Source organism: Phocaeicola coprocola DSM 17136, assembly GCF_000154845.1.
GTDB lineage: Bacteria > Bacteroidota > Bacteroidia > Bacteroidales > Bacteroidaceae > Phocaeicola > Phocaeicola coprocola.
The window spans coordinates 26,098-32,761 of the sequence record NZ_DS981491.1 but is presented as its reverse complement, the minus strand read 5'-3'; the positions used below and the strand labels follow the sequence as shown (position 1 = coordinate 32,761).

Here is a 6,664-nt window from a genome sequence, read left to right as displayed (position 1 = left end):
TGAATTCTAAGTACGAAAATCAGCAGTTACGCAACTTTTTATCGTTATCTATATATTTTATGATATCATGTATTATATATCTTCGGACTGACGTACATCTGTCAACTACTATACTTTCCGTAAGATAGGCCATGTCCGACCATTGTATCCGGTAGCATTTGGAGACTTCATCAAACACAGGTTTCTTGAATCTCCCCATGACAGGACGTTTCTCGTAAAGCACATAAAATCCGCGTTCATAATGAAGTATTTTCACAACTTTTCGGTTCCTGGACATGAACATATATACATTGGATGCATCGCTCGGGTCAAGTGACATCTCTTCCCTTATACTCTCACACAGGCGGAAGATTCCTTTCCGCAAATCCACATTACCGTTGAACAGGTAATAGTTCAGGTTAGCGCTAAGTCCAAGCATATCATCCTATCATTTTATTAAGCAACAGACTCAAATCAAGAACTGTGGTATTTCTTAGGAACAATGTGGCACCTGATGTCAATTGCAGTTTTACCCACTTAATCGGAGATTCACCTTCAGGTTGTTTCACCTCCAACTTTACGGTTGGACTGTTGCAAGGCTTGCCGGTTATCCGGACTTTGGCAACCTTGGGCTGCTCAACCTGGACTGTCTTGCCTAACTTTTCGCTCCATAGCTGATGACGCTGCCAGTTCATGAACTTGTCGTAATTTACTCCATAATCCGCACAGAACTCACGAAGATCCTTGGTCTCACTGCATAACTGATAGAGGTCATATACCTCCTGGTAGTTTACTTTTTCTTTTGCCATAATCATTGTTGTTTAAGGGTTACGGCGCAAAGGTAGGTTTAGGGAACATGCGTGTCAAGGCGGAAAATAGAATGGTTACTAATAAGTGAGATAATCCGTAAAAATGACACTGATAATTAATCTATTTAATATGTTTATCGGATACTAATAATTGTTTTTATACCTCTCTCTTCTTATGGAAATGATTGCATACCATATTGATATTACTAGTTATTTTTAGCTTGAATGGCTGGTTGGACAGTAATATTTGATTTTATATTTGTACAAGCTCTAATTTGCTGTTTTTTTCGCTTTGATTGCATTTTTACTGCGTTAAAGCTCTTTTGTATATCTTCATGGTATGATGAGCGTATAGGCTTTTACAATCATTCTTATTGTGGCATATATCTTTTTCTTGACTTATATTTTCAAGCGTATTATCTATTGTAACTGTGTCGTGAACGAAGGAATGTCTTTTTATTTGAGAAAAAGATAGCCAATTTCCCTTTTCACATCTTTCATACTCATTATTCGTCTTGTATCGTGATACCCATTTTCTTCATGAGGAAACATGCGTTCATATTTTGTGCCACACCTTTCCGTAATTTGTAAGAGAAGCTGAGCTCATTGTCTTTTATATCTGCTTCGAAACAGTAATTGCGTATTTTTTCTGGGAACTGATCTGCCAGTGTGCCTAGTAAAAGATCGTGTGTAGCTATGATACCATTTGCCTGTAGATGCATGAACTGACGGATCAGATTGAGTGAACCTTTTTGTTTGTCCGCAGAGTTTGTCCCTTTTAGGATCTCATCTAAAATAATGAACAATTCTTTTCCTTCATTCAGTAAGTCGATGATACGCTTCAATCGCTTGAGCTCGGCAAAGAAATACGATTCATTATCAGTAAGAGAGTCGGATGTGCGCAAGCTGGTAATGAGTTGTGCAGGATACAAGGTCAATTGCTTACAGCAAACAGGACAGCCGATACATGCCAGCAGATAGTTGACGCCAATCGTACGCAGGTATGTACTTTTTCCTGCCATGTTAGCTCCTGTTATAATTAAAAAGAACGGTCTGGATGGGATGATGGCATCATTTTTCACACATTGCTCTGCAGGCATCAGTGGATGTCCCATAGCCGTTGCCACAAACTGGAAAGGTTTGTTTGAAATAGAAGGATAAGTGTATTCTGGATGATTGTATGCAAAAGTACCCAGTGAACAAAGAGCATCCAGTTCGCCTACAGTTTCCAGCCATTTCATCAGATGGCGTCCGTAGCGTTCCTTCCATCGCTCGATGCGGACAACTTGTCTTAGCTGAAAGAAAATACTTCCTTCCAATATCACATAAAGTAATTGATTATTGCGAAGATCCAGCCTGTCCAACTCCTTGGAAAGCTGCATCAGAGCTTCAGCAGGTGAATGTCCGTCGATATTAAGCCGGTCTATTAATTGTTGTAGTTCGGTTGCTTTCCATGTTTCCTGACGGGCTAATGTAATCAGTTTGGCATAACTGTTTAGTGTTTTCAGTTTTTCGCCGTATGCTTGCTGAACTAGTGTTGCTCTTTTGATAATAGCAAAGCTGATAATGACAAACAGCATAAATACCAGTCCGAACCAGCTCATTGAGCACATTTCTGTCACTCCTCCTGCAAGCAATACGATGTTAATAAGAGGTACACCCCATAATGCCAATTTTACCCATGTCGCTTGCAATAAATCTGAGGGACTTTCACTCCATCGGCGTATTTCTTCTTCGTCGGATATCTTTCCATGGTTTACTGTTCCCATTACCCGAAACTGTTCACGAAACTCATGCCTTTCGCTCATGTCCCTTACAGCTTGTTGACGGAGTTCTATTAATGTTTTTTCTGTTAAATGCTCTTGCATCCAGCAGGCGATTGTTTCTTTTCCAATATGCGTACATGTACGGTTAATTGCTTGAAACAGCGAGCGGCGTCCGAATAAGTCGAGATCGAACGAGTGCGGGTGTTCCGGATTGGCAAATTCTTTTCCTTCATCAAAATCCGAGAAGTCACCTTCCAGTCCTTTCAGCTCCTCCTGGTTGATTTGCAATTGAGTTTCCAACCACTCTTTCCGTGCGAATAACCGGTTATGCAGCTTTATCAAGATTAGAAAAGGCAGAAACGTGCAACATGCTGCGCCGATTAGAACCCAGGTCCCGGCGTGAAAGAAGATAATGATAGCCGCTATTCCTGCCAGAAAAAATGCTATACGCAGCAGACTGATATGCAGAATATGTTTTTTTACTCGGATTAATTCTTTTGTCGTTTCGGTAATTCGTGAATTATACCAATCTTTGGGAGTTGTCATAAATAAAAAATGATGATTTGCGGACAAATGTAATGAAAGAGAGACTATTCTACAACCTTCAGATATTAAATACTCGAAAAATACAGTCTATATGCAATCATACACCGTGAGGTGCTTTAGATGTTGTAATAACTTGTAGAAAACTAAAATATCATTTACTATGAAGGGCTGAGATGACAGAAGCAGAAAACCAAGAAAGACAGAAAGCTAGAATATCGCTTACTATGAAGCCTGTAAGAGGTGAAACAACTATTGTGCAGCAAACTCTGGATATTTGCTTAATTTGTTGTACAAAACCTTCTGTAGTTTGTACGAATTTTAAAAAAACTTCATGATGTTTTCGGGAAAACTTCAGCTTGTTTTCTGACAATATTGGGCAAGAATCTCCATCACCTGTTTCTGGTGTGGAATAAACAAGGTTGAGAGAATTTATATATAAAAAATAGCAAGGATATTGAATGCTTACAAAAAAGTCGCTCCAGTAGACTTGGTGAGAATACTGAAGCGACCTCTTGGATTATTCATGTGGCTATCTGCCGAAAATCAAATACATTGCATAGCCTGTTCCAGATCGGCAATGATATCATCTACGTTTTCGATACCCACTGACAAACGTATCAGATCTGGAGCTACTCCAGCTTCTATCAGCTGTTCGTCAGTCAGCTGGCGGTGAGTATGACTTGCCGGATGAAGCACGCAGGTACGTGCGTCAGCAACGTGTGTCACGATACATGCCAGTTTCAGTTCATCCATGAACTTGATAGCATCTTCACGGCTGCCTTTCAATCCGAATGCAATAACACCGCATGAACCGTTTGGCATATATTTCTGAGCCAGTTCATAGTATTTGCTGCTCTTCAGTCCGCAGTAATTTACCCATTTTACCTTTGGATTAGCTTCCAGCCATTCGGCAACCTTCTGTGCATTTTCACAATGACGAGGTACGCGCAAATGCAGCGTTTCCAGTCCCAGATTCAGCAGGAAGGCATTTTCTGGTGATTGTATAGAACCGAGGTCACGCATCAGCTGTGCTGTTGCTTTAGTAATGTAAGCCATTTTGCCGAAAGCTTTGGTATAGGTCAGTCCGTGATAAGATTCATCCGGCTGAGTCAGTCCGTGGAATTTATCAGCATGTGCTTCCCAGTCGAAATTACCGCTGTCTACTACAGCTCCGCCTACACACGTTGCGTGTCCGTCCATGTATTTGGTAGTAGAGTGTGTTACGATATCGGCTCCCCATTCGAACGGACGGCAGTTGATAGGTGTGGCAAACGTATTGTCAACAATCAAAGGAACTCCGTGCTTGTGAGCGATACGTGCAAATTTTTCGATATCCAGAACATTAATGCTCGGATTTGAGATTGTTTCGCCAAACAAACATTTGGTGTTCGGGCGGAAAGCTTTTTCGATTTCTTCTTCCGGTGCATCGGCATCAACAAATGTACACTCTATGCCAAGTTTTTTCATTGTCACGGCGAAGAGGTTGAACGTACCTCCGTAGATCGTTGACGAGCAGACAAAATGGTCGCCTGCTTCACAGATATTGAATACTGCATAAAAATTGGCAGCCTGTCCTGACGAAGTAAGCATAGCAGCTACACCACCTTCCAGTGCAGCAATTTTAGCAGCAACGGCATCATTAGTCGGATTTTGCAGACGAGTATAGAAGTATCCGCTTTCTTCCAGGTCAAACAGTTTTGCCATCTGTTCGCTGGTGTCGTATTTAAATGTTGTACTTTGATAAATAGGCAGTACGCGGGGCTCTCCCTTTTTCGGAGTCCATCCTGCCTGTACACACAGGGTTTCCTTTTTGAATTTCTGTTCCATATTGTAAAGTTTAAATTTTCTTTTTAATTTCTACGACGGGCAAAAGTAAGAAATAATCTTCCTTTATTGTGCGTTTTCAGGAAAAAAGATTTATATTTGAGATTATATAAAAACAAATGATATGGAAGATGATATGAAATTCAGGCATACATTGCCGGTGCAGATTCGTTTCAGTGATGTCGATCAGTATGGTCATATGAATAACTCTTCGTACTTCTCTCTGTACGATTTGGCGAAGACCTCGTATATGCGTGATGTGTTCGGAGATAAAGACTGGAAACACATAGGTATTGTGGTTGCCAATATCAATGCCGATTTTCTGGCTCCGGTTTTTTTCTCGGATGATTTGGTTATCCATACTTCGGTGATACATTTGGGACACAAGAGCTTTACATTGCTTCAGCGTGCGGTCAATAAAGCGAGTGGTGTCTTGAAATGCCAGTGCCGTACCATTATGGTAGGATATGATGTAGCCAGTAAGGAACCGGTAGAATTGCCGGCCGATTTTAAACGTGCTATTTGCGATTATGAAGGCAAAACACTCGAAGAGTTGTCACAACCGTTGAAATAATCTGTTTATTATTAATCAAGAAGAATCAGATAACAAGATATGAAAGTAGCGATTATCGGAGCCGGCAATATGGGCGGAGCTATTGCACGCGGGCTGGCACAGGGCCATTATGTAAAAGCTAGTGACATTATAGTAACCAATCCCAGCACACCCAAACTGGAAAAACTGAAGGCTGAGTTTCCTGAAATCCATACTTCTTCCAATAACAGGGATGCCGCTGATGCAGATGTAGTGATTGTTGCTGTCAAGCCGTGGAAAGTTGAAGAGGTGTTAAAACCTTTGCGTCTTCGTCAGCCACAGATACTGGTTTCGGTAGCGGCCGGACTGACATTCGAGGATCTGGCACATTTCGTTGATCCGGAAATGCCTATATTCCGTGTTATTCCGAATACAGCCATTGCCGAACGTGCCAGTATGACCTTGATTGCATGTCGCAATGCTACAGAGGAGCAGACTGAAGCCATGCTGGGAGTCTTTAATGAAATGGGACTTGCCATGCTGATAGAAGAAAAGCAGTTTGCCGCTGCTACATCGCTCGCTTCGTGTGGTATAGCGTATGTCATGAAGTATGTACAAGCTGCCATGCAGGCTGGTGTGGAAGCAGGATTGCGTCCGGCTGAAGCCAAGAAAATGGTGGCTCAGACATTGGATGGTGCTGCACGTCTGCTTCTGCGCGATGAACATACACATCCGGCGATTGAGATAGAAAAAGTGACAACACCGGGTGGAATAACCATCAAGGGAGTCAATTCACTGGAGCACGACGGATTTACTTCGGCTATTATCAAAGCTTTTAAGGCAAGCATGTAATATCTCCATTCTCAATACTCAATATTATGAAAAATAACATTCTGATAACGATGGCTATCCTGATTCTTGTCGGTCTTGCTGTACAGGGAATTTTTGGAGTGGCAGCGGGGATATTGGTATCCTCCATCATCGGTATCATTTATGGTACTGTAAAAAAGAACAGGCAGTTTGTAAAGTGGTCGGTGACAGCTCTCGTCATCGACCTGATTTGCATCGTGCTGTTCTATGTAGGATTGGCAGGAGGAATGTAATATTTATTTTAGATTTTCAATGGTTTGACATAACCATTTGAGGAATAAACCTTTAGCGAGCTATTTGAGGAGTGGCGGTAACGACTTAGAAACTGTGCGATTTTC

At 41.5% G+C, this 6,664-nt stretch carries 7 protein-coding genes; 3 read left to right on the top strand and 4 right to left on the bottom strand.

The window, feature by feature from the left end:
* Positions 1–19: 19 nt before the first annotated feature.
* The 4 genes from tnpB to BACCOP_RS13090 all read right to left on the bottom strand — a co-directional run bounded on the left by tnpB (position 20) and on the right by BACCOP_RS13090 (position 4,927).
* Positions 20–418 (bottom strand): IS66 family insertion sequence element accessory protein TnpB, encoded by a 399-nt coding sequence (gene tnpB / locus BACCOP_RS13105; protein WP_007569849.1) that lies wholly within the window; start codon positions 416–418, stop codon positions 20–22.
* 1 nt (position 419) lies between these two features.
* The gene (locus tag BACCOP_RS13100) at positions 420–788 is read right to left on the bottom strand and encodes a hypothetical protein (protein ID WP_009131422.1); all 369 of its coding nucleotides are present in this window, start codon (positions 786–788) and stop codon (positions 420–422) included.
* Positions 789–1,294: 506 nt separating this feature from the next.
* Entirely contained in the window at positions 1,295–3,100 is a 1,806-nt protein-coding gene (locus BACCOP_RS13095; RefSeq protein WP_007569846.1) for a MutS family DNA mismatch repair protein, read from the bottom strand.
* A gap of 543 nt (positions 3,101–3,643) precedes the next feature.
* A complete protein-coding gene (locus BACCOP_RS13090) occupies positions 3,644–4,927 on the bottom strand; it encodes an O-acetylhomoserine aminocarboxypropyltransferase/cysteine synthase family protein (protein ID WP_007569843.1) in 1,284 nt (427 codons plus the stop codon).
* 121 nt (positions 4,928–5,048) lie between these two features.
* Between BACCOP_RS13090 and BACCOP_RS13085 the strand changes: the two genes are divergently transcribed.
* From BACCOP_RS13085 to BACCOP_RS13075, 3 genes are read left to right on the top strand one after another with little or no spacing between them, the layout of a single operon-like run.
* Complete coding sequence (locus BACCOP_RS13085; RefSeq protein ID WP_007569841.1) at positions 5,049–5,498, top strand: acyl-CoA thioesterase; 450 nt, start codon at positions 5,049–5,051, stop codon at positions 5,496–5,498.
* A 39-nt stretch (positions 5,499–5,537) separates the two neighbouring features.
* Positions 5,538–6,308: a pyrroline-5-carboxylate reductase gene (gene proC, locus BACCOP_RS13080; RefSeq protein WP_007569839.1), complete on the top strand. Its 771-nt coding sequence runs from the start codon at positions 5,538–5,540 to the stop codon at positions 6,306–6,308.
* Between the two features lie 26 nt (positions 6,309–6,334).
* Entirely contained in the window at positions 6,335–6,559 is a 225-nt protein-coding gene (locus BACCOP_RS13075) for a hypothetical protein (protein WP_007569837.1), read from the top strand.
* Positions 6,560–6,664 lie beyond the last annotated feature (105 nt).

Coding starts and splice junctions, on each gene's coding strand:
- BACCOP_RS13100 (WP_009131422.1), bottom strand. CDS start 788: ATGGCAAAAGAAAAAGTAAACTACCAGGAGGTATATGACCTCTATCAG.
- proC (WP_007569839.1), top strand. CDS start 5,538: ATGAAAGTAGCGATTATCGGAGCCGGCAATATGGGCGGAGCTATTGCA.
- BACCOP_RS13085 (WP_007569841.1), top strand. CDS start 5,049: ATGGAAGATGATATGAAATTCAGGCATACATTGCCGGTGCAGATTCGT.
- BACCOP_RS13090 (WP_007569843.1), bottom strand. CDS start 4,927: ATGGAACAGAAATTCAAAAAGGAAACCCTGTGTGTACAGGCAGGATGG.
- BACCOP_RS13095 (WP_007569846.1), bottom strand. CDS start 3,100: ATGACAACTCCCAAAGATTGGTATAATTCACGAATTACCGAAACGACA.
- tnpB (WP_007569849.1), bottom strand. CDS start 418: ATGCTTGGACTTAGCGCTAACCTGAACTATTACCTGTTCAACGGTAAT.
- BACCOP_RS13075 (WP_007569837.1), top strand. CDS start 6,335: ATGAAAAATAACATTCTGATAACGATGGCTATCCTGATTCTTGTCGGT.